This is a genomic window from Herbiconiux flava (genome assembly GCF_013409865.1).
GTDB lineage: Bacteria > Actinomycetota > Actinomycetes > Actinomycetales > Microbacteriaceae > Herbiconiux > Herbiconiux flava.
On the sequence record NZ_JACCBM010000001.1, the window covers coordinates 731,988 to 753,385 of the forward strand.

At 72.0% G+C, this 21,398-nt stretch carries 21 protein-coding genes and 1 tRNA gene; 7 read left to right on the forward strand and 15 right to left on the reverse strand.

The genetic code is table 11. The features are described from left to right. Positions 1–116 precede the first annotated feature (116 nt). The gene (locus BJ984_RS03435; protein ID WP_179546845.1) at positions 117–1,403 is read right to left on the reverse strand and encodes a S1C family serine protease; all 1,287 of its coding nucleotides are present in this window, start codon (positions 1,401–1,403) and stop codon (positions 117–119) included. 134 nt (positions 1,404–1,537) lie between these two features. Here BJ984_RS03435 and BJ984_RS03440 point away from each other — a divergent pair, with 134 nt between their 5' ends. After that, positions 1,538–2,887, forward strand: a complete 1,350-nt coding sequence (locus BJ984_RS03440) for an MFS transporter (protein WP_179546846.1) — start codon at positions 1,538–1,540, stop codon at positions 2,885–2,887. 59 nt (positions 2,888–2,946) lie between these two features. Here BJ984_RS03440 and crcB read toward each other — a convergent pair whose 3' ends face one another. The 5 genes from crcB to BJ984_RS03465 form a co-directional block, all read right to left on the reverse strand. Next, a complete protein-coding gene (gene crcB / locus BJ984_RS03445) occupies positions 2,947–3,330 on the reverse strand; it encodes a fluoride efflux transporter CrcB (RefSeq protein WP_173182159.1) in 384 nt (127 codons plus the stop codon). Next, positions 3,327–3,797: a fluoride efflux transporter FluC gene (locus tag BJ984_RS03450; protein ID WP_179546847.1), complete on the reverse strand. Its 471-nt coding sequence runs from the start codon at positions 3,795–3,797 to the stop codon at positions 3,327–3,329. The genes crcB and BJ984_RS03450 overlap by 4 nt, the downstream gene beginning before the upstream one ends. A gap of 53 nt (positions 3,798–3,850) precedes the next feature. Beyond that, positions 3,851–4,516, reverse strand: coding sequence for a copper resistance CopC family protein (locus BJ984_RS03455; protein WP_179546848.1), 666 nt, complete (start codon positions 4,514–4,516; stop codon positions 3,851–3,853). After that, on the reverse strand, positions 4,513–5,283 hold the full coding sequence (locus BJ984_RS03460) for a YcnI family copper-binding membrane protein (protein ID WP_179546849.1): 771 nt from the start codon (positions 5,281–5,283) through the stop codon (positions 4,513–4,515). Before BJ984_RS03460 ends, BJ984_RS03455 begins: the two co-directional genes overlap by 4 nt. A 72-nt stretch (positions 5,284–5,355) precedes the next feature. After that, positions 5,356–6,051, reverse strand: coding sequence for a hypothetical protein (locus BJ984_RS03465; RefSeq protein WP_179546850.1), 696 nt, complete (start codon positions 6,049–6,051; stop codon positions 5,356–5,358). Positions 6,052–6,336: 285 nt separating this feature from the next. Between BJ984_RS03465 and BJ984_RS03470 the strand changes: the two genes are divergently transcribed. Further along, the gene (locus BJ984_RS03470) at positions 6,337–7,311 is read left to right on the forward strand and encodes a sigma-70 family RNA polymerase sigma factor (RefSeq protein ID WP_179546851.1); all 975 of its coding nucleotides are present in this window, start codon (positions 6,337–6,339) and stop codon (positions 7,309–7,311) included. Positions 7,312–7,452: 141 nt separating this feature from the next. Continuing rightward, positions 7,453–10,056, forward strand: coding sequence for an excinuclease ABC subunit UvrA (locus tag BJ984_RS03475; protein ID WP_179546852.1), 2,604 nt, complete (start codon positions 7,453–7,455; stop codon positions 10,054–10,056). A 54-nt stretch (positions 10,057–10,110) separates the two neighbouring features. Here BJ984_RS03475 and BJ984_RS03480 read toward each other — a convergent pair whose 3' ends face one another. The 8 genes from BJ984_RS03480 to BJ984_RS03515 are packed head-to-tail and all read right to left on the reverse strand — an operon-like array spanning position 10,111 to position 18,097. Next, positions 10,111–11,424, reverse strand: a complete 1,314-nt coding sequence (locus tag BJ984_RS03480) for an APC family permease (RefSeq protein WP_179546853.1) — start codon at positions 11,422–11,424, stop codon at positions 10,111–10,113. A gap of 46 nt (positions 11,425–11,470) precedes the next feature. Next, a complete protein-coding gene (locus BJ984_RS03485; RefSeq protein ID WP_179546854.1) occupies positions 11,471–12,829 on the reverse strand; it encodes an SGNH/GDSL hydrolase family protein in 1,359 nt (452 codons plus the stop codon). A gap of 30 nt (positions 12,830–12,859) precedes the next feature. Next, entirely contained in the window at positions 12,860–13,720 is an 861-nt protein-coding gene (locus BJ984_RS03490) for a prenyltransferase (RefSeq protein WP_179546855.1), read from the reverse strand. Beyond that, positions 13,717–14,040 carry a lycopene cyclase domain-containing protein gene (locus BJ984_RS03495; RefSeq protein WP_179546856.1) on the reverse strand — a complete coding sequence of 108 codons (324 nt, stop codon included), beginning with the start codon at positions 14,038–14,040 and terminating at the stop codon, positions 13,717–13,719. The genes BJ984_RS03490 and BJ984_RS03495 overlap by 4 nt, the downstream gene beginning before the upstream one ends. After that, a complete protein-coding gene (locus tag BJ984_RS03500) occupies positions 14,037–14,360 on the reverse strand; it encodes a lycopene cyclase domain-containing protein (protein ID WP_179546857.1) in 324 nt (107 codons plus the stop codon). Before BJ984_RS03500 ends, BJ984_RS03495 begins: the two co-directional genes overlap by 4 nt. A gap of 11 nt (positions 14,361–14,371) precedes the next feature. Beyond that, positions 14,372–16,108, reverse strand: coding sequence for a phytoene desaturase family protein (crtI, locus tag BJ984_RS03505; RefSeq protein WP_179546858.1), 1,737 nt, complete (start codon positions 16,106–16,108; stop codon positions 14,372–14,374). Then, the gene (locus BJ984_RS03510; RefSeq protein WP_179546859.1) at positions 16,105–17,022 is read right to left on the reverse strand and encodes a phytoene/squalene synthase family protein; all 918 of its coding nucleotides are present in this window, start codon (positions 17,020–17,022) and stop codon (positions 16,105–16,107) included. Before BJ984_RS03510 ends, crtI begins: the two co-directional genes overlap by 4 nt. Positions 17,023–17,026: 4 nt before the next feature. After that, complete coding sequence (locus BJ984_RS03515) at positions 17,027–18,097, reverse strand: polyprenyl synthetase family protein (protein WP_271206380.1); 1,071 nt, start codon at positions 18,095–18,097, stop codon at positions 17,027–17,029. A 45-nt stretch (positions 18,098–18,142) separates the two neighbouring features. On the opposite strand from BJ984_RS03515, the gene idi reads away from it, so the two are divergent. Both idi and BJ984_RS03525 read left to right on the forward strand, forming a co-directional pair. Continuing rightward, on the forward strand, positions 18,143–18,676 hold the full coding sequence (gene idi, locus BJ984_RS03520) for an isopentenyl-diphosphate Delta-isomerase (protein WP_179546860.1): 534 nt from the start codon (positions 18,143–18,145) through the stop codon (positions 18,674–18,676). A 142-nt stretch (positions 18,677–18,818) separates the two neighbouring features. Further along, positions 18,819–20,249, forward strand: coding sequence for an alanine--tRNA ligase-related protein (locus BJ984_RS03525; protein WP_179546861.1), 1,431 nt, complete (start codon positions 18,819–18,821; stop codon positions 20,247–20,249). A 15-nt stretch (positions 20,250–20,264) separates the two neighbouring features. Here BJ984_RS03525 and dcd read toward each other — a convergent pair whose 3' ends face one another. After that, positions 20,265–20,870: a dCTP deaminase gene (gene dcd, locus BJ984_RS03530; protein ID WP_179546862.1), complete on the reverse strand. Its 606-nt coding sequence runs from the start codon at positions 20,868–20,870 to the stop codon at positions 20,265–20,267. A gap of 46 nt (positions 20,871–20,916) precedes the next feature. Here dcd and BJ984_RS03535 point away from each other — a divergent pair. Together BJ984_RS03535 and BJ984_RS03540 are read left to right on the forward strand one after the other, a co-directional pair. Then, positions 20,917–20,987, forward strand: a tRNA-Gly gene (locus BJ984_RS03535). A 22-nt stretch (positions 20,988–21,009) separates the two neighbouring features. Beyond that, positions 21,010–21,396 (forward strand): DoxX family protein, encoded by a 387-nt coding sequence (locus BJ984_RS03540; RefSeq protein ID WP_179546863.1) that lies wholly within the window; start codon positions 21,010–21,012, stop codon positions 21,394–21,396. Positions 21,397–21,398: the final 2 nt, after the last annotated feature.

Consider the following 21,398-nt stretch of genomic DNA (forward strand, 5'->3'; position numbering starts at 1 on the left):
AGGCTTGAGCCTCGTGTGCTCAAGTTTTCCACCCGCGCCATCCGGCGTCAAGTCCGGGTGTCAAAACTTGAGTGCATACGACTCAACTCTCAGTGGTCCTTCAGTATTCCCCGGCGTCAGGCTGCCGGGCCGGCGATCAGGGTGACGTCCACGGTGCCGCTGGTTCCGGATGCGGTGGTCACCGCGAGCGTCACCGTCTCGCCGGGCTCCATGCCGCCGAGCACCGAGGTCAGCTCCTCGGCCGAGGCCACCGCCGTGCCGTTCACCGCGGTGATCACGTCGCCGGCAACGAGTCCCGCGGTCGCCGCGGGGGTGCCCTCGATCACCGAGGCGACGCCGGCTCCGGCGCCCGTGTCGGCCACGCCGATGCCGAGGAAGCCCGGGTAGCCGATCTCGATGGTGGCGGTGTCGGCACCGGCCTCGATCTGGGCGACGATGTCGAGCGCATCCTCGATCGGGATCGCGAAGCCGGTGATGTCGGCCGTGCCCGAGGAGGCGGCGGTGTCGATGCCCACGACCTCGCCGTCGGCGTCGAGCAGCGGGCCGCCGGAGTCGCCCGAGACGATGTCGGCGTCGATCCGGATCAGCCCGTCGAGGGTCTCGCCCGAGATGCCGTACTCGCTCTGCGTGGTGATGGTCTGCTCGAGTGCGGCAACGGCGCCGGCGGCGGCCACGAGGCCGCCCGTGCCCTGCGCGTTGCCGACCGCGGTGACGGCGTCGCCCGCGGCGAGCGCGCCCGAGGTGTCGAGGGCGGCCGTCGTGAGGCCGCTCGCGCCGTCGAGCTGCAGCACGGCGATGTCGTGGGTCTTGTCGGTGCCGACGACCGTGGCGGAGTAGCTCTCGCCCGTCAGCTCGTCGGTGACCCGGATGCTCGTCGAGCCCTCGATCACGTGGTTGTTCGTGAGGATCATGCCGTCGGAGGTCAGCACGATGCCGGTGCCGGCCGACTGGGCGCCCTGGTAGCCGAGGTCGGAGACGATGGTCACGACGCCGGCGGTCTGCGCCGCGGTCGCCGCGACCGCGGAGGTCTGGGTGCTCGTGCCGCTGCCGGTGCCGGATCCAGTGCCCCGGCCGTAAGGCGAGGAGTACCCGTATCCCGGAACCTGGGACGACGGAAGGTCGAGCACGGTGGTGGAGGAGGTGCCGGTGGGGGCGGTGCCCGCCGACGCCGTCGCGGCGGCGAGGCCAGAGGCGTACGAGGCACCGCCGACGATGAGCAGGGTGGCGGCGCCGAAGGCGGCGAGGCTCGAGACGATCGCGACGCGCCCGCGCCGGCTCCGCCGCCGAGCGGCGCGGTTCGGGACGGAAGGGGTGGGTGGGGCGGGCTGCGCGAAGTGCACGGGCCCGTCCGCGGTGTGGGCGATGAGCCGGGGCGGGAGGTCACGGGGGTCGGTGTCGGTCATGCCTCCATTCCACGGCGGCCGCCCGAGGGCCGGCTTCGGCCCGGCTAAGAGCTCCCTATGACCGACGGGCGGCGCGAGCATCCTGAGCCGTTTCACGGCACCTTCCGTTCACCGCCCGGCAGTACGGTAGGCGCATGACCGACGGCGCTCCCCTGACGACCACGTCCCCCGCCGCGGTGCGGCCCCAGCGCCGGCACGTGGTCGCCTGGGGGCTGTGGGACTGGGGCTCGGCCTCGTTCAACGCCGTGATCACGACCTTCGTGTTCACCGTCTACCTCACCAGCGACGCGTTCGGCGGCGAGACCGCGGTGTCGGCGCAGCTCGGCATCGCCATGACGATCGCGGGCGTGCTGGTGGCCCTGCTCGCCCCCGTCCTGGGGCAGCGCAGCGACCGGCGCGGCCGCCGCAAGCTCTGGCTCGCGGTCAACACCTACATCGTGGTGCTGCTGTCGGCGCTGATGTTCTTCGTCGCGCCCGACGCCTCGTACCTCTGGCTCGGGCTCATCCTGCTCGCCGTCGGCACGATCTTCTTCGAGTTCGCCTCGGTGAACTACAACGCGATGCTCTCTCAGGTCTCGACGCCGGCGACCGTCGGCAAGGTCTCGGGCCTGGGCTGGGGGCTCGGCTACGTGGGCGGCATCGTGCTGCTGCTGTTCGTCTACTTCGGCTTCATCGAGCCGATCGGCGGCTCGGCACTGTTCGGCGTGCCCTCGACCGACGGTCTCCCGGTGCGGGTGACCGTACTGGTCTCGGCGATCTGGTTCGGCGTCTTCGCCCTGCCGGTGCTGCTGACGGTCCCCGAGAACCGGCCGGTGACGGATGCTCGCGCCGCCCTGCCCCGCGTGGGCATCGTCGAGTCGTACCGGATCCTGTTCCGGCACATCCGCACGCTCTACCGCGAAGACCGGCAGACCGCATACTTCCTGATCGCGAGCGCCGTCTTCCGCGACGGGCTGACAGGCGTGTTCACCTTCGGCGGCGTGCTCGCCGCCGGATCGTTCGGGTTCAGCTCGGGCCAGGTCATCATCTTCGCGATCGCGGCGAACGTGGTGGCCGGGGTGTCGACGATCCTCGTGGGGCTCCTCGACGACCGCTTCGGGCCGAAGCCCGTCATCGTCACGGCGCTGGTGGGGCTGATCGTCTGCGCGGCCTTCGTGTTCGCGCTGCACGAGGGCGGGCAGATCGTGTTCTGGACCTTCGGGCTCGCCCTCTGCGCCTTCGTGGGGCCGGCACAGTCGGCGAGCCGCTCGTTCCTGTCGCGGCGCATCCCGAAGGGCCGCGAGGGCGAGCTCTTCGGGCTCTACGCCACCACCGGGCGGGCGGCGTCGTTCCTGGCGCCGGCGATGTTCACGCTGTTCATCGGCATCGGCGCCGCGGTGAGCCCGGCGGGCGCGAACGTGCAGTACTGGGGCATCGTGGGGATCGCGCTGGTGCTGCTCGCGGGGCTGCTGCTGCTCATCCCGGTGCGCTCCCGCACCCGCTAGCGGCTGCCTGGACGGCGGGCCGTCGGCCGCGGTCGGGTCGGCAGCCGGCACCCTCCCCGTCAGGCGGCGGGGAGGGTGCCGAGCCAGAGGCCGAGGGTCGCGACCGCGACCGACGCCACGAGCATCCCGAGCCCGTTGGCGAGCGCGGCGCCCGGGCGACGCAGCTGCAGCAGTCGCACGGTCTCGAAGCTCGCGGTGCTGAACGTCGTGTAGCCGCCGAGCAGCCCGGTGCCGAGCACGACGAGCCACTGCTCCGACACCAGCTGCCCCAGCGCGAGCCCCGTCAGGAGCCCCAGCAGGAACGACCCCGTCACGTTGATGATCGTCACCCCGACGGGATAGCTCGAGCGGATGCGCGCGCGCACCACCCCGTCCACGACGAAGCGCAGTGCCGCGCCGACACCCCCGGCCGCTGCCACGGCGAGGAACAGCAGCGGCGTCATCGCGGGTCTCCCGACGCGTCGGAGTCGACGGGCATCCGGTCGCGGCCCTCAGGGGAGCCGAGTGCCGCCCCGAGCGCGATGCCGGCCCAGCTGGCCAGCGCGCCGAGCACGACGGTGGCGAGGCCGTAGCCGAGCGCCAGCGCGACGCCGCCCGAGGTGAGCAGCACCGCGCTGTCGGACGAGAGCGCGCTGTAGGTGGTGAAGCCGCCGAGCACGCCGGTGCCGAGGAGCAGGCGGAGCGTGCGCCGTCGCCCCGTGTCGGGGCCGCGGGCGGTGAGGGCCTGCAGCAGCATCCCGAGCACGAAGGCGCCCACGATGTTGATGCCGAAGATCGCCACGGGGAACCCCCCGATCGGATGCACGAGCAGCCCGATGCCGGCCCGCAGCGCCGTTCCCACCGCTCCCCCGGCGGCCACGAGGGCCACCGGCCCGGCCCGGAGGTGGTCGGCCCGTCGCGCTCTCGTCACGCGCTCAGGCTACTCCGACCTCCGCGCCGGACCGGTCGCCCCGGCCACCCGGGTCAGGCGCTGGGGCGCCTCCTCAGCACGACCGCCAGCACCACGACGACCGCGAGGAGCAGCAGCACGGCCGCACCGACACCGACGAACACGAGCGGCACCGCCGCGGAGCCGTCGGCCGCAGCGGGCGCGGGCATCGCCGAGGCGGTGGCCGACGAGGTGGGCGCGGCAGGCGCGGCGGTGGCCGTCGCGCTCGGCGCCTCACTCGGTGCCGCAGGTGTCGGCGCCGCGGCCACCGGCCCCTGGTAGTCGAAGGCGTACTCCCCCGACACCGGATGCCCGTCGGACGAGACCGTCTGCCAGATCACCGTGTACGAGCCGACGGTGGTCGGCGCCACCGCGATGCCGAGCGTGCTGTCGACGATCGACACCTCACCGCTGGAGACCGTCGCCCCGGCCGGATCGTTCACCTGGACGGCGATCCCCGCCCCGAGCTCGGTCAGCGGCGGTTCGTTGAACGTGAGCGACACCTCGGTCAGCGCCTCGGTCACCGTCGTGTCGGCGGCCGGCGTGGTCGACACGAGGAAGTCGTGAGCGGATGCGGCGGAGCCGCCCGCCACGAGACCCGCCAGGCCGAGTCCGGTCGCGAGCACCCCGGCCACCAGACCGCGGAGCACGCGCCGCCGCGCCCCGGCGACCGCCGGGCGCCGGTCGTCCCCGCGCCTCATCGGCCGACCGTCCCGGCTCCGGCACCCGGACGGCGGCGCACGAGAGCCACCGCGGCCAGCACCAGGGCGCCGGCGCCGAGCACGAAGCCGCCGATGCCGAAGCCGAGGCCGAGGGCCCCGAGGTCATCCGATTCCGAGCCGGAAGCCGTCGCATCCGATCCCGAACCCGCCGTCACCGGCGCCATCCCCGCGTGCTCGTCCACCGGCGGGGCGTCGTTCACGTACAGCACGGGCGCCGGGTGCTCGGGCTCCGACCCGTCGTCACCGAGCGGCTCGTCCCAGTGCACGACCGAGCCGTCCGAGTACCCCTGATGTGCAGGCAGCGCGATCGACCCGGTGTCGGGCACCGGCCCGACCGAGATCGGGAAGAGCTGGAACTCCCCGTCCCCGATGCCCTCCCCGGTCGCGGTCCAGGTCACCGACACCGGGGCCTCGGTGATGGTGGCGTCGCCGACCTCGATCGGTTCGGGCAGCGCGGCCTCGGTGACCTGGGCGGTCCAGCCGGGCACGGGCTGGTAGCTGACGCTGGTGAAGGGCGTGCCGGTCGGCAGGTCGACGGTGAGCGAGGTGGTGCTCGCCGTGGCCGACTCGTTCGGCACCTTGAAGGTGAGGGTGGTGTAGCCGCCGGGGCTCGCCTGGCCGGGGTCGACGCGCACGTGCGCGCTGGCCGAGAGGGGTGCCGCGATCGCGAGGGCGAGGGCGGCGAGACCCGAGAGGGTCGCGATTCCGGTCGTGCGGGCACGCCGGGAAGAGGTCTGAGAGGTCATGGTTTCCGATTTCGTTCGAAGGAGAGGGGTCGCGGGAGCGCGCGCACCGGCCCTTCGGAACTCGCAACGAGCTCAGAACGACGGATGCGCGGCGAACCCCGTCGGCGGCCCTCGGTGACCGCGGCTTCCGAGCGCGAGCATCCACTCCCTCAGGGCCGGCCCCACGGCGACGCTGAACTGCCGCAGCCGGTGGACCGGGGGTGAATTCTCGGTGACCGCCCCGTGCAGCACGACGGCGAGACGCGCGAGCGTCACCGTCGCCACCCGTCCGGCGAGCACCCGCACGGGCTCCCAGATCCGGTGCCGGCCGAGCGCCAGGAGCCGCCGCGCCGCGAGCTCGCCGCGGGCCAGCACCAGCACCGTGAGCACCGCCGCGACCGCGTGCGAGACCCACATCCAGCCGGAGTCGTGGGCGTGCGCGGGGGCGGTGGCGAGGGAGCTCTGCAGAGCATCCGGAACCAGGGTCGACACCGGGCGGCCGTGGTGGTGGGAGGTCGCGACGGCGAGCCCGGAGCCCGTGCCGCTGCCGACCGCGAAGAGCAGGTGGAAGGCGAACTGGCTGATCAGCACGGCGATGGCGAGGCGGGGAACCGAGAGCCGCCGACCTGCGAGGCCGACGCAGACGAGGGCGGCGAAGGCCGCGGCGAGCGCCGCGCCGGCCTGGCCGGGGGCTCCTCCCCCGGCCGCCACGTGCGAGAGGGCCGCGAGGAAGAGGGCGATCGCGGCGGCGGCGAGACCGCGTGCGGCCCTCGTCGTCCTGCTCGTCATCCGCTCGCCTCTCCCGCGTGCGCGAGTGGCGCCGCACCCTCGATCTTAAGTCGCGAAACGAACCGGCTCGGCACCCACTTGACTTAACTTCTGACAGACGAGAAGTTAGACGAACTAGATACATGGCGTTAAAGCCGGCGGATGTCAACCCCCTATGTCCCCATTAGGGGGCACAGCCGGAGGCGGGCTAACCTGCCGATACGACCGGGATGAACGCACTGCACCGCACGGCTCGGGTGCAGTCGCAGTGCAAGCGAAGCAGTCGAAGCAGATACGGAGATGAAGATGTCACGCTCAACAGTCACGACCGCACCGGAGATCGACGAGGCCGAGCCGCAGGCACGGCTGAGCGACATCCGAGGCGCCTCCGAAGACCCCGTGAAGGACTACCTGCGCCAGATCGGGCGCACCGCCCTTCTCACCGCCGAGGACGAGGTCGACCTCGGCCGCCGCATCGAGGTCGGCGTCATCGCCGACGCGAAGCTGGCCGAGAACCCCGTCATCGACGCCACCCTGAAGCGCGAGCTGCAGTACCTGGCCCGTGACGGCCAGGCCGCGAAGCGCCAGCTGATCCAGGCCAACCTCCGCCTCGTGGTCTCGATCGCCAAGCGCTACCTCGAGCGCGGCCTCCCCTTCCTCGACCTGATCCAGGAGGGCAACATCGGCCTCGTGCGGGCCGTCGAGAAGTTCGACTACCAGGCCGGCTTCAAGTTCTCGACCTACGGCTCCTGGTGGATCAAGCAGTCCATCAACCGTGCCCTCGCCGACAGCGGCCGCATCATCCGCATCCCGGTGCACACCTCGGAGAAGATCTCCTCGATCACCCGCATGCAGCGCCGGCTGATGATCGAGCTGGGCCGCGAGCCCTCCATCGACGAGGTGGCCGCCGCGGTCGACCTGCCGCCCGCCAAGGTGCAGGAGCTCATCCGCCACGGTCGCGACACCGTCTCGATCCACACGCCCGTCGGAGACGACGACGCCGAGCTCGGCGACCTGATCGAGGACACGACCCAGGCCCAGCCGTTCGACGCCGCCGCCGCGACGCTGCAGCACCACGACCTCTCGGTGGCGCTGGCCACCCTGCCTCCCCGCGAGGCCCGGGTCGTCTGCATGCGCTTCGGTCTCGACGGGGAGGACCCCATGTCGTTCGACCAGATCGGCGACGTGCTCGGCGTCTCGCGTGAGCGCGCCCGCCAGATCCAGCGCCGTGCGCTCGGCATGCTGCGCGACGAGGCACTGCACGACTACCTGATCGCCTGACGACCCCGGCTCGCCATCCGGTCGCATCTCCACTGACGCCCGTCCCTCCGGGGGCGGGCGTCAGCCGTATCCGGTGCCCGCCCGTCCCTCCCGGGGCGGGCGTCAGCCGTGTGCGGGCGGTTCGGGTCCAGACTGGATGCAATGACCTCCCCCGACACCCGACCCGCCCGAACGCCCCTCGACCTCGTGCGGGTGCGGGGCGCCCGCGAGCACAACCTGCAGGACGTCGACGTCGACCTGCCCCGCGACGCCCTCGTCGCCTTCACGGGCGTCTCGGGCTCGGGCAAGAGCTCTCTGGCCTTCGGCACGCTCTACGCCGAGGCCCAGCGCCGCTACTTCGAGTCGGTCGCCCCGTACGCCCGCCGCTTGATCGACCAGGTCGGCGTGGCCGACGTCGACTCGATCGAGGGGCTCCCGCCGGCCGTCGCTCTGCCGCAGCAGCGCTCGGGAGGCAGCGCGCGCTCGACCGTCGGCAGCGCCACCACCATCTCCAGCGTTGTGCGCATGCTCTTCTCGCGGGTCGGCACCTATCCTCCCGGCGCCCCGATGCTCTTCGCCGAGGACTTCTCGCCCAACACCGTGCAGGGGGCGTGCCCCACCTGCCACGGCATCGGCCGGGTGTTCGACGTGCCGCTGGAGCTGATGGTGCCCGACGACTCGCTGAGCATCCGTGACGGCGCCCTGGCCGCCTGGCCCACCGCCTGGCACGGCAAGCAGCTGCGCGACAGCCTGATCTCGCTCGGCTACGACATCGACGTGCCGTGGCGCGACCTCCCCGAGGAGCAGCGCGACTGGGCGCTCTTCACCGACGAGTCGCCGCAGGTGCCCATCTTCACCGACCGCTCGCCGGCCGAAGTGCAGAAGGCGGTCGCCGCCGGACGCCAGCCGCGCTACATGAGCACCTTCCTCGGGGTGCGGCGCTACGTGCTCGACACCTTCGCCAACTCCAAGAGCGCCCGGATGCGCGAGCGCGCCTCCTCGTTCATGAGGAGCGTGCTCTGCCCGAGCTGCGGCGGGCGGCGCCTGAAGCCCGAGGCCCTGGCCGTGACCTTCGAGGGCCGCGCCATCACCGACATCGCGGCGATGCCGCTCGACGAGGTGGCGGAGCTGATGGGCGTCGCGCTGGCCCCCGGGTGGGAACCGCAGGGCGCCGGGCCGCTCGCTCCCGAGAAGCGGCTGGCCGCCCAGCGGCTGGTGGCCGAGCTGCTCGCCCGGCTCTCCCCCATCACCGACCTCGGCCTCGGCTACCTCTCGCTCGACCGCACCACGATCACGCTCTCCTCGGGCGAGCTGCAGCGGATGAGGCTGGCCACGCAGGTGCTCTCGCAGCTGTTCGGCGTGGTGTTCGTGCTCGACGAGCCGTCGGCGGGGCTGCATCCGGCCGACACGACGGCGCTGCTCGGCATCCTGCGCCGGCTGCGGGACAGCGGGAACACGGTGTTCTTCGTCGAGCACTCGCTCGACGTCATCCGCGAGGCCGACTGGATCGTCGACATCGGCCCGGGTGCGGGGGCGACGGGTGGACGGGTGGTCTACTCCGGCGAGCTCGAGGGCCTGCGCGACGTGACGGAGTCGGTCACCCGCCGGTACCTCTTCGGCGGACACGGCGGCGACGCCGGAACGCCGGCCCGCGCATCCGCCGCTCGCGACACCGGCACCCGGACGACGTTCAGCGACGTGACCCGCAACAACATCGAGGGGCTGTCGGTGTCGTTCCCGCTGGGCTGCCTGACCGCGGTCACCGGCGTCTCGGGGTCGGGCAAGTCGACGCTCGTGAACCAGGCGGTGCCCGAGCTGCTGCGCACGAGCCTGGCCAGCGAGGTCGACGAGCGGGACGGCGGCGCCGGCGGCGGCGGCGGCGGCGAGACGACGGTCGAGGATCCGCCCGCCGACGCGCTGCTGCTCACCCCCTCCCCCGTGGCCACCGCGGGGCGCGCCTCCGGCCCGGCCGAGAGGCTGCGGCGGATCGTGCAGGTCAGTCAGAAGCCGATCGGCCGCACGCCACGATCGAACGTGGCGACGTACACGGGCCTGTTCGACCGCATCCGCTCGCTCTTCGCCGCGACCCCCGAGGCGAAGAAGCGCCGGTACGCCGCGAGCCGCTTCTCGTTCAACCTGCCGAGCGGCCGGTGCCCGACCTGCAAGGGCGAGGGCACGATGGAGGTCGAGCTGCTGTTCCTGCCGACGGTGCACGCGCCCTGCAGCACCTGCCACGGCGCCAGGTACAACAGCGAGACGCTCGAGATCCGGTTCGAGGGCGCGACCATCGCCGAGGTGCTCGGGCTCAGCGTCGCCCGGGCGCGCGAGCTGTTCGCCGGCGATCTCGAGGCGGTGCGGCACCTGGATGCCCTCCTCGACGTGGGGCTCGGCTACGTCGCCCTCGGGCAGCCGGCCACCGAGCTCTCGGGCGGCGAGGCGCAGCGGGTGAAGCTCGCCTCCGAGCTCCGCCGGGTGCAGCGCGGCGACACGCTGTACCTGCTCGACGAGCCGACCTCGGGCCTCCACCCGGCCGACACCGACCGCCTGCTGGAGCATCTGCAGCGGCTGGTCGACGGCGGCAACACCGTGATCATGGTGGAGCACGACATGCGGGTGGTGGCGCAGGCCGACTGGGTGATCGACCTGGGCCCGGGCGCCGGTGACGCCGGCGGCCGCGTGATGGCCGAGGGCACCCCGCGCGAGGTGGCCCGCGCCGAGCAGAGCGTCACGGCGCCCTTCCTGGCGGCCGCCCTCCCCGCCGACTGACCGGCCCCCGGCTCGGCGGCAGGCCCGGCGGCAGGCCCGTCAGCGGGTGGCGGCTCAACCGACGCGCCCGCGACTCCGGCCGACCGCGCGCACCACGAGGCGGCCGAGCAGCCCCACCGCCACCACCGCGGCGCCCGCCACCACCGAGGGCACGGGCAGCGTCACCACGAGCACCGCGCAGCCCACCGCGCCGAGCACCGGCAGGGCGCGCGGGTACCGCCGCGCATCCGGAGCCTGGGTGAACGCCGCCGCGTTCGCCACGAAGTAGTAGAGCAGCACCCCGAACGACGAGAAGCCGATCGCCCCGCGCAGATCGACCGTCAGCACGATCAGCACCACCACGGCGCCCAGCACGAGCTCGGCCCGCCGGGGCACCCGGTGGAGCGGATGCACGGCGGCGAGCCCCCGCGGCAGATCGCCCTCCCTGGCCATCGCCAGCGCGGTGCGTCCCACCCCTGCCACGAGCGCGAGCAGCGCCCCGAGGCACGCCAGCGCGGCGCCGACCCGCACGACCGGCGCCGCCCGGTCCCACCCGTTCGCGCGCACCACGGACACGAGCGGATCGGCCGACGACGCCAGCCCCACCGGCCCGAGCGCGCCCAGGGCGACCGCGGCGATGACGGCGTAGAGCACGAGCGCGATACCGAAGGCGACGGCGATCGCGCGCGGGATAGTGCGGGTGGGGTTCCGCACCTCCTCCCCCAGGGTCGCGATGCGGGCGTAGCCGGCGAAGGCGAAGAAGAGCAGGCCGGCGCCCTGCAGCACGCCGTAGGCATCGGGAGCGACGGCGACGGATGCGCCAGCCGCCGCTTCCGCACCGCCCGACGCCGCACCGCCGACCAGCGCCGGCACCGCCGACACGGCCACGAGCACCAGCACGGCCAGCACCGCGACCACGAGCACCCGTGCCAGCCGCGCAGTGCGGGTGATGCCGAAGGAGTTGACCGCGACCAGGGCCGCGACGGCGAGCGCCGCCACCGGCCGCTGCCACGCGGGCGGAACGGCGTAGGCGGCGAAGGCGAGCGCCATGGCCGCGCAGCTCGCGGTCTTGCCGATCACGAAGCACCAGCCGGCGGCGAAGCCCCACCACTCCCCCAGCCGCTCGCGCCCGTAGACGTAGGTGCCGCCGGCCGAGGGGTACTGGGCGGCGAGCTGGGCCGACGAGCTCGCGTTGGCGTATGCCACGACCGCGGCCACCAGCAGCGCGACGAGCAGCAGCGACCCGGCGGCGCCCGCGGCGGGCGCGAGCGCCGAGAAGATGCCGGCTCCGATCATCGCGGCCAGCCCGATCACGACGGCGTCGCCGAGCCCCAGCCGCCGGGCGAGGGGTGCGGCGGCGTCGGGCGCGGAGGGCGCTGAGGTGCTCACGCCCGCACCCTACCCGTCCCCTGTGAACGGCTGGCGGAAGCCGCTCTCAGAGCCGCGGCACCGGCACGAGCCCCGCGATGATCGAGTGGCCGCGCGCCGAGAAGTGGATGCCGTCCGCGTCCACGTCGGGTCGGAGCAGCGAGGGCTGCAGCGGATCCCGCAGCGCGTAGTCCGCGTCGATCACCCGGTCGACGCCGGGCGGCACGAGCCCGAGCCACGCGTTCCAGTCGAGCCGCGTCTGCTCCTCGGCGGGGCCGAGATCGCGGGGCGGCTCCGTCATCGCGTACACCCGGGCATCCGGCCACAATCGCTTCACCGTCGACACGATCGCCGACCAGTCGCGCTGGATGTCGGCGAGCGGTCGCCCGTGGGCGATGTCGTTCGAGGCCGTCCAGATCGTGACGACGTCGGGGTCGAGCTCGCCGTACTCCTGCCACTTCGCGGATGCGGGCGCGAACACCGGCGTCTGGGCCCCCGGCGACGCGAAAGTCACCGCGGCCGCGTCGTTCGACAGGGCCCACTGCTGCGGCCACGCGGTGGCCTGACCCCGGGTCGGCGAGGCGGCCTCGTCGTAGCTGCCCGGCGCGTTCAGCGAGTGCCCGATGCTCACCAGCACCGGCACGCCGGGGTCGACCTGGTACTCGATCCAGATGTCGAAGTAGCCGAGCGACACCGCCTGCCCCACTGCGCCGGCCGCCGCGAAGCGCTGCGACGCCCCACCGGTGTCGAGCCACGAGACGCCCGGCGTCGTGGCGAGCGTGGCGCCGGCCGGCGTGCTGAAGCCCAGGGCGAGCAGGTAGCTCGTATGAGCGTCGAGCTCGAAGCGGTCGGGCTCGATCCAGTCGGTGACGATCCCCTCGGCCGCGAGGTTGACCGTGCCCGAGACGCCGACGGGCGTGCCGTCGAACTGGCCGGTGAGTCCGGTGACGGATGCTCCGCCCGCCCCGATGGGCGCGGCCAGCTGCTCCCCCACCGCCATGCCCGTGATCGTCACGGGGTCGGTGAACACCTCCTCGGTGTTGAACTGCCAGTTGCGGAGGTGGATGCGGAACGCCCCCGCGTCGGCGCCGAGCTCGAACGGCAGGCGCATGCTGGCGTCCAGCCGGGCCGACGGGCTCGGCACCGCCCGGTCGATGGTGTGGCCGAAGCTGTAGTCGACCGTGCGCTCGGGACTCCCGGCCTGGCGCTGCAGGGTGAGCCCTGATGGTCCGGGCCCCTCGGCGGCGAGCGTCGGCTCAGGAGCCGGCTCGGAGGCGACCGCCCAGACCGAGACCCCGGTGGCCACGAGGGCGAGCGCCGCGCTGGCGGCGGCGATGCCGATCAGCAGCCGGGGCCGGCGCTCGGCCGCACCGCGCACGCGCGCACGGGCGTCGCCGATCCGGTCGCGTGCGGGCCTGCGTTCCATCACAGAAGTGTAGGCAGACCTCCGGGGGTGCTAGGGACGCAGCACCCAGGTCCAGATCAGCAGCATGGTCACCACGAAGCCGCTGAGGAAGTTGAACCAGAGGAAGCGCTTCCACCCCTTGTTGGCGGTCTCCGCATCCTCGTCGCGCACCGACCAGTAGGGCACGACGCTCAGCGCGTAGGGCAACGCGAGCACCGCCGCGATCGGGCCGGGCCACTCCGAGGCGAGCAGCAGCAGCCCCGCCAGCACGTAGCACGCGAACGCGAACCGCACGGTCGCGCGCCCGCCGATGACGGTCGCGATCGAGGAGATGCCGCCCTCGCGGTCGGCCACGATGTCCTGCACCGCCCCGAAGGCGTGGCTCGCGACGCCCCAGAGGAAGAAGGCGCCGAGCACCGCCCAGAGCGCCGGGGTGAACACCGCCCCCGCCAGCACCAGGCCGTAGACCAGCGGGCTGACGAAGTGCGTCGACGAGGTGAGCGAGTCGAGGAAGGGCCGCTCCTTGAAGCGCAGCCCCTTCATGCTGTACGCGATCACGGCGAAGACGCTCACCGCGAGCACGAGCCACGACAGCGGCGACCCCACGGCCACGAGATAGACGAGGAACGGGATGTTCGTGATCACCACGGCCCAGAGCGTGACCTTGTGCAGCGAACGGTCGAGCACCGCGCCCTCGACCCCGCCCTTCCGGGGGTTCCGCAGGTCGGACTCGTAGTCGAACACGTCGTTGATGCCGTACATCGCGAGGTTGTACGGGATCAGGAAGTAGATCGTGCCGAGCACGAACACGAGGTCGACCTCGCGCGTGGTCATCAGGTAGCCCGCCGCGAACGGGAAAGCCGTGTTCACCCACGACAGCGGGCGTGACGAGACCAGCAGCTGGCGGATCATGCGCGGCTCCTCGAACCCAGCAGCAGCCACAGCGAGGGCAGCAGCACGGCGGCCGCGAGCGCGTAGGCGAAGTCCTCGAGGGGCGCGATGCCGATGAACGCACCCGAGATGCGTCCCTCGTCGTAGCCCACGAGGCCGATCGCGATCATCACGTTGTCGAACAGCGCCGTGAGCACGAGCAGCAGGCCGGCCGTGAGACCGAACACGCCCAGAAGGTTCCGCCGGGCATCCGGATGCGCGCGCCGCACGACCACGGCGGCGAGCACCGCCACGACCGCCACCACGCCGAGGAACACGGCGTTCAGGGCCCAGTAGGTCATGCCGCCCTCCGCCGCTCGAGAAGGAGCTGCGCGCCCCGGAACACGTTCATCGTCAGGTAGCAGAGCAGGGTGAGGAAGAACAGCTCCTCGACCGGCAGCTCGGGCGCCACCTGCAGCCCCGTCATGAACGAGGTCTCGCCGCGGAAGAAGATGCCGAGGCCGATGCCGAACAGGTCCCAGACCACGAAGAACAGCACGCCGGCCACCAGCACGATCGCCGCTCGCCGCGGCCGGTCGAAGAAGAACAGCCCGAAGCGCCGGTCGAGCACCACCATGCCGGTGAGTGACACCAGCAGGGCGGCGAGGTACAGGATGCCCATCCGGGCGCGCCCTAGAGCGCGAGCGGCTCGGGCAGAGCCGTCGTCGTGGTGTCGCCGTGCAGGCGCTTCAGCACCAGCTCGGCGCTGATCAGGCACATCGGCAGGCCGATGCCGGGGGTGGTCGACCCGCCGGCGTAGTAGAGGCCGTCGACCTTGGTGCTGACGTTGCGGGAACGGAACATGGCGCTCTGCCGCAGCGTGTGCGCGGGGCCGAGGGCGGTGCCCCGCCAGGCGTTCAGCGTCTCGAGGAAGTCGGCCGGGCCGATGGTGCGGCGCACGACGACGCGCTCGGCGAGGTCGGGCACGCCCGCCCAGGTGGCGATCTGCTCGATCACGGTGTCGGCGAGCTGCTCGATGCGCGGGTCGCCCGCGCCGTCGACGCCGCCCTTGCCGATCGACGGGTCGGGCGGCAGCGGCACCAGCACGAAGAGGTTCTCGTGACCCTCGGGGGCGACGCCGGGATCGGTGGCGCTGGGCTTGCAGACGTACAGCGAGGCCGGGTCGGGCACCTCGAGGTCGTCGAAGATCTTGCTGAAGTTCGACTTCCAGTCCTTCGTGAAGAACAGGGTGTGGTGCTCGAGCTCGGGCAGCTCGCCCTTCACACCGAGCAGCACCAGCAGAGCGCTCGGCCCGGCGGTGCGCTTCTCCCAGTAGGACTCCGGGTAGGTCTGCAGCTCAGGCAGCAGCATGCTGGTCTCGGTGTGCCAGAGGTCGGCGGTCGAGACGACCACGTCGGCCTCGAGCGAGTGGGCGCGGCCCTCACGGTCGGTGTAGTGCACGCCGCCGACGTGCGGGCGGCCCGCGGCGGGGGTCTCCTCCTCGGCGTCGCCCTCGCGGGTGGGCTCGCCGCTCGGCTCCTCGCCGGCCAGCAGGCGCGCGAGCTGGTCGCGGTCGATCACGTCGGTGTCGTACATGGTCGTCTCGTAGTCGAAGGCGTCGACCGGCTGGGGCACGTCGGCCGCCGCACCGTCGACGGCGGTCACGATGCGCTTCACATCGGCGCCGGTGACGATCTCGACACCCTCGGCACGGGCGATCCGCTCGATCGCGGCGATCACCGTGGTGATGCCGCCCTGCGGGTAGAGCACGCCCTCGTCGAGGTCGAGGTGACTCATCAGGTGGTACATGCTCGGAGCGGCATACGGCGAGCTGCCGAGGAAGACGGCCGGGTACCCGAGCACCTGCACGAGCCGCGGGTCCTTCACGGTACGGCCCGCGAACGAGTTCAGCGGCTCGGTCAGCAGTCGCAGCAGGCGCGGGAGGCGCTTCAGCACCGGCTTGGCGGTGAACACCGGCCCGAGCTTCTCGAAGGTCGAGTAGAGGAAGTACTCCTTGGCCAGCTCGTAGGTCTGCTGCGCCGAGTCGAGGTAGCCGGCCATCCGCACGCCGGAGCCGGGTTCCAGCGACTCGAAGAGGTCGAGGTTCTTGGCGCGATCGGCCTGGAGGTCGATCGGCTGCTCCTCGCCCTCGAAGTAGACGCGGTAGCCCGGGTCGAGCTTGACCAGCTCGAGCTCCGCCTCGGCGGTGGTGCCGAAGAGCTTGAAGAAGTGGTCGAACACCTCGGGCATCAGATACCAGGAGGGGCCGGTCTCGAAGTGGAAGCCGTCCTTCTCCCAGGTGCCCGCACGGCCGCCGAGCTCGTCGTTCTTCTCGAGCAGGGTCACCGTGTAGCCGTCGCGCGCCAGCAGGGCGGCGCTCGCGAGTCCGCTGATGCCGCCGCCGATCACGAGTGCTGTCTTCGCCGTCACGTGGTCGTGTCTCCCTCGGTGGCCGCAGGGGCCGTGGTGGTCGTGTTCCGCTCGCGGGGCAGCCGCCCCACCGCCGCCGCCAGCGCGAGTCGCGCCTTGACCGGGTTGGGCACCCGGATACGCGAGGTCGCGAGCACCGCGGCGGGCGTCGCGCGCAGCCGGTCGGTGAGCTCCTCGAACAGGCTCTGGGCGAGCGCCACCGCGCGGCGACTGCTCGTCGGCAGGCCGGGCAGGCTCGCTCGCGCGATGCGCAGGTCGTCGTCGATGTCGGCGATGATGCGGATCTTCTCGGCCTCGGTGAACGTGGTCACGTCGATTCCGGGGAAGTAGCTGCGGCCGAGCGCGCCGAAGTCGGCCGCGAGATCACGCAGGAAGTTGATCTTCTGGAACGCCGCCCCGAGGTGCCGGCCGCCGTCGACGAGCACCGCATGCTCGGCCGGAGTGACCCGTTCGCCGCGCAGGAAGGCGGCGAGGCACATCAGTCCCACGACCTCCGCGGAACCGTAGACGTAGTCGGCGAACGACTCGGGTGTGTGCCGGCTGGCCGAGATGTCGGCCCGCATCGAGCGGAAGAAGGGCGTGGTGAGCTCGTCACCGAAGCCGGTGCGGCGGGCGGTGAGCACGAAGGCGTGCACCACGAGGTTCGTGCTGTAGCCGCAGAGCAGCGCGCTGCAGGTCTCGCGCTCGAGGGCGTCGAGCCGCTCGGTGATCTCGACGGTGCTGAGCTCGGCCGAGGCGGCGACCCCGTCGACGACCTCGTCGGCGAGGCGCACGAGGGCGTAGATGTTCTCGATGTCCTGGCGCACGGCGGGAGCGAGCAGGCGCGACGCCAGCCCGAAGGAGGTGGAATACCGCCGGATGACGACCGACGCGGTCTCCATCGCGACCTGGTCGTAGAGGCTCGGCCCGGTCATGGCCTCAGCGTACCCGCCCCAGCACCGAGGCGACCACGGGCTGGAACTCCTGGCGGACGGCCTCGGGGAGGGCGTCGGTGACGAGGGCCTCCCAGGCCCGGTTGGCGAAGTCGCGGGCGAGAGCCTCGGCGAAGCGGCGCGATCCGCCCTCCTCCAGCACCGAGCGGATGCGGTCGGCGCCCTCGGGAGTCAGCTCGGGCGAGCCGAAGAGCGTCTCGACCGCGGCCCAGCCCGGCTGGGTGACCGCGTGGGCGAGCAGCACCGTGCGCTTGCCCTCGCGGAGATCGCCCATCGTGGTCTTGCCGGTGTCGCCCTCGTCGCCGAAGACGCCGAGCAGGTCGTCGACGATCTGGTAGGCGATACCGATGCTGCGACCGTACCGTCCGAGGGCGTGGACCGCCTCGCCCGAGGCTCCGGCCAGCACGGCACCCGCCTGCAGCGGACCCTCGAAGGAGTAGCCGGCGGTCTTCAGCCGCTCCATGTCGACGATCTCGTCGACCGTCGGCGGCTCGGCGCGGATGGAGAAGTCGACGTCGTAGAGCTCGCCGGCGGCCGAGACGAACATCGCCTCGTCGAAGATGTCGTGCAGCCGAGTGCGCACGACGCCCTCCGCGCCGGAGCGGTCGAGCATCCGGTAGCTGTTGAAGAGCGCGAGGTCGCCCGCGATGACCGCCACCGACATGCCGCGGTGCTCGGCGATCGGCAGCGGGATGCCGGCGGTGGTGGCGATGTCGCGGTAGCTGCCCGAGACGTTGGGGTTGCCGCGGCGCACGAAGTCGCGGTCGATCACGTCGTCGTGCACGATCAGCGCGGTGTGCAGCAACTCGAAGGCCGCCCCGACGTGGGCCGCCGCGTCGAGGTCGGTGCCGCCGAGCGCCTCGTAGGCCGCCATGACCATGCGCGGCCGGAACAGCTTGCCGCCGGAGGCGTTGCGCTCGAGGGTCTGCCAGAGGGCGGCGTATGGCGCTCCCAGCGCCCGAGCGCGATAGTGGGAGTCGCTGAAGAACGACGTCAGAACCCGTTCGACGTGCTGCTGCCGGCGTTCCGACGTCGCGACCAGATCGTGCGTGTCCACGGTTCGACTTTACATGGCTGTCTTGTAATAAAGGAGAATAGCTAAATGACCCTTGTGAACGAACAGGTCGTGCTGCTCTCCGACGACGGCGCCGCGATCGGAGTGGCCGACAAAAGAGCGGTGCACACCGAGAGCACGCCGCTGCACCTCGCCTTCTCCTGCCACGTCTTCGACGACGAGGGGCGCATCCTGGTGACCCGGCGGGCGCTCGGCAAGCTGACCTGGCCGGGTGTCTGGACGAACTCGTTCTGCGGTCACCCCGCACCGGGCGAGTCGATGACGGATGCGGTGGTGCGGCGGGCCGAGAAGGAGCTCGGTCTCGAGGTCACGGCCCTCGAGCTCGCGCTGCCCGACTTCCGCTACCTGGCGATCGACGCCTCGGGCATCGTGGAGAACGAGATCTGCCCCGTGTTCACGGCGCGCGCCGCCTCGCCGCTCCGGCCGAACCCGGAGGAGGTGGCCGAGTGGCACTGGGCCGACCCCGCCGAGCTCGGCACCGCCGTGGCGCTCACCCCGTGGGCGTTCAGCCCCTGGCTCACCCTGCAGCTGCCGCAGCTGCAGTCGCTGCCGACGCACTGAGCAGTCCTGCCCACGCACTGAGCAGTCCTGCCAACGCACTGAGCAGTCCCGCCAACGCACTGATCCGGCGGCGCCGGAACGCCCCCGGCCTGGGGGTCCCGCCGCTCCCCCGCGGCCCTGGGCGCTGTGCGAAGCTGGTCGCATGGACGCCCACGAGATCCGCAACTCCTACCTCGCCTTCCTCGAGACGAACGGGCACACGGTGATCGAGCGGGCCCCGCTCGTGCCCCGGGGTGACACCAGCACGCTCTTCAACGGCAGCGGCATGCAGTCCCTGCTGCCGTACCTCCTCGGCGAGCCGCACCCCGCGGGCAACCGCCTCGTCGACTCCCAGCCCTGCGTGCGCGCCCAGGACATCGACGACGTCGGCGACAACCGGCACACCACCTTCTTCGAGATGCTCGGCAACTGGTCGCTCGGCGACTACTTCAAAGAAACTCAGATCCGGCAGTTCTACGCGTTCCTGACGGAGATCGTGGGCCTTGACCCCGAGAACATCTACGTCACCTGCTTCATCGGCGACCAGGCGAACGGCATCCCGCGCGACGACGAGGCCGCCTCGATCTGGGCGCAGGTCTTCGCCGAGAAGGGCGTCTCGAACGGCATCGCCGAGATCGGCTCCCAGGCCGACGGTGACGCCCGCGGCGTGAAACCCGGCGAGCGCATCTTCTTCTACGACGGCGGCGAGAACTGGTGGTCGCGCGGCGGCTCGCTCGAGGCGACACCCATCGGCGACCCCTGCGGCCCCGACAGCGAGGTCTTCTACGACTTCGGCGCCGACAAGCAGGACCCCTCCTACGGCCTCGCCCACCCGGCGAGCGACGGCGGCCAGTTCATGGAGATCGGCAACCAGGTCTTCATGCAGTACCAGCGGCTGGCCGACGGCTCCTTCGAGGAGCTCGCGAAGCGCAACGTCGACTTCGGCGGCGGACTGGAGCGCATCGCCGCGGCCTCGCTCGGCTCGGACGACGTCTTCCGCATCTCGCTGCTCTGGCCGATCGTGCAGAAGCTCGAACAGCTCACCGGCCGCTCCTACGACGACGAGACCGCCGCGATGCGGATCATCGCCGACCACCTGCGCGGGGCCACCTTCCTCGCGGTCGACGGGGTGCGCCCCTCGAACAAGGAGCAGGGCTACGTGATGCGCCGGCTGCTGCGCCGCGCCATCCGCCTCGCCCTGTCGCTCGGCCTGAGCGAGAACTTCTTCAGCGAGATCGTCCCCGTGATCGCCGACCTCTACGAGGCCGACTACCCCGAGGTCGCCGCCTCGCGCGACGAGGTCGTGGCCGTGCTGGTGAAGGAGGAGAACGCCTTCCGCCGCACGCTGGAGGGCGGGCTCGCCGCGCTCGCGCTCTACGAGGGCCAGACGCTCACGGGCACCGAGGTGTTCCGGCTCTCCGACACCCACGGGTTCCCCAAGGAGCTCTCGGTCGAGGAGGCCCGCCGCCTCGGCATCGACGTCGCCGAGGACTGGGAGGCGAGCTTCGCCGAGGCGCTCGAGGAGCAGCGGGCGCGCTCGCGCGGGGCGACACGACTCGGCGCGGCGGGCCTGCCGGGCGGCGCCGCCAAGTAGCGGGCTCCTCGCGCGTTACTCCCCCGCCGACCCCTCGGTCAGCGCGGAGACGTCGGTGCGGTGGAAGTTCAGGTGCGAGCGCGACGCCGTCGGCCCCCGCTGCCCCTGGTAGCGCGAGCTGTACTCGGCCGACCCGTACGGCCGCTCGGCCGGGCTCGAGAGCTGGAAGAAGCACAGCTGCCCGATCTTCATGCCCGGCCAGAGCTTGATCGGCAGCGTCGCGACGTTGCTCAGCTCGAGCGTGACGTGACCCGAGAACCCGGGGTCGATGAAGCCTGCCGTGGAGTGCGTCAGGAGACCCAGCCGACCGAGCGAGCTCTTGCCCTCGAGCCGGGCCGCCAGGTCGTCGGGCAGGCTGACCCGCTCGTAGGTGGCACCCAGCACGAACTCCCCCGGGTGCAGGATGAACGGCTCGTCGGGCTTCGCCTCGATCAGGCGGGTGAGTTCGGGCTGGTCGGCCGCGGGGTCGATGAAGGGGTACTTGTGGTTGTCGAACAGCCGGAAGTACCGGTCGAGCCGCACGTCGACCGAGCTCGGCTGCACCATGGCGGGATCGAAGGGCTCGAGACTGACCCGGTTCTCGCGGATCTGGGTTCGGATGTCGCGGTCGGAGAGGAGCACGCAGTCAGTGTATAGACTTGATGCGTCCGCCCGCCGTGGCGGATGCGCGGATGTAGTTCAATGGCAGAACTTCAGCTTCCCAAGCTGATAGCGCGGGTTCGATTCCCGTCATCCGCTCCGAACGGAGCATCATTGCTCCATGGCCCTTCCTCTCCGCACCATCGCCCGCGTGGCGCTCGGCTCGGCTCTCGTCTTCGCCGGTACCAGCCACCTCACCTTCGCCCGCCGCGACTTCCAGGCCCAGGTGCCCGAGTTCGTGCCGGTCGACACCGACACGGTCGTGCTCGCCTCAGGTGTCGCCGAGATCGCCCTGGGCGCCGCCCTGGTCGCGCTCCCCGGGCACAAGAAGGCCGTCGGCACCGTCGCGGCCCTGTTCTTCACGGCGATCTTCCCCGGCAACGTCTCCCAGTGGCTGCACGGCCGCAGCGCCTTCGGACTCGACACCGACCGCCGACGCGCGGTGCGGCTGGCCTTCCAGCCCGTGCTGGTGGCGTGGGCTCTCTGGTCGACGCGCGCCCCGCGCTAGAT